Source organism: Candidatus Dadabacteria bacterium (assembly GCA_026706695.1).
Taxonomy (GTDB): Bacteria; Desulfobacterota_D; UBA1144; order Nemesobacterales; family Nemesobacteraceae; genus Nemesobacter.
On record JAPOYE010000111.1, the window covers coordinates 1 to 591 of the forward strand.

General features: G+C 44.0%; 1 protein-coding gene. It reads left to right on the top strand.

Annotation, left to right across the window (positions count from 1 at the left end):
- Positions 1 to 342 precede the first annotated feature (342 nt).
- The coding region (locus OXG10_08745) for an MBL fold metallo-hydrolase (protein ID MCY3827441.1) at positions 343 to 591 on the top strand (249 nt) is incomplete at its 3' end.

A 591-nucleotide genomic window follows, 5' to 3' on the forward strand; every position in this document is an offset into this window, starting at 1 on the left:
CCCACCTTCCTCGAGCCCTCATTTCTCTGGTGTTCGAGAGTCTCAACCCTTTTTATTATCTCTTTTCTCCGGGAATTCAGTACGGCAAACTCCGAGAGATCGGTATCGAACCCCCTGGTAGCGAGTTTTTCGCCCACAAGATCAATATTTCGCTCGATTAATTTAGGATCCAGCATTTAAAACACATGCTCCGGCAGAAATTGAAAAAAGCAAAAGTCAGGTGTTTAACTTACACTCAAAGCCGATATTTTCAAACAATCTGGTACTTTGCACAAAAGGTTCTTTTCGGGTTTAATAACCGGATATATGAATCTGAAAAAACTTCGATAAGGGGAGTACGTAATGGAAATACTGAATAACGGAATAGAAATAACCTACTTTGGACATTCCACTTTCTCGGTAAAATCTCCCGGCGGCAAAACAGTGATGATTGACCCGTGGCTTGAGGGAAATCCCTCCTGTCCGGAACAACTTCGCGAACCGGGCCATGTTGACATCATAACAGTCTCGCACGGGCACTTTGACCACATAAGTGACGTGATCCCTCTTTCCAGAAAGTACAATGCGAAAGTGGTAGCGAACTGGGAAATC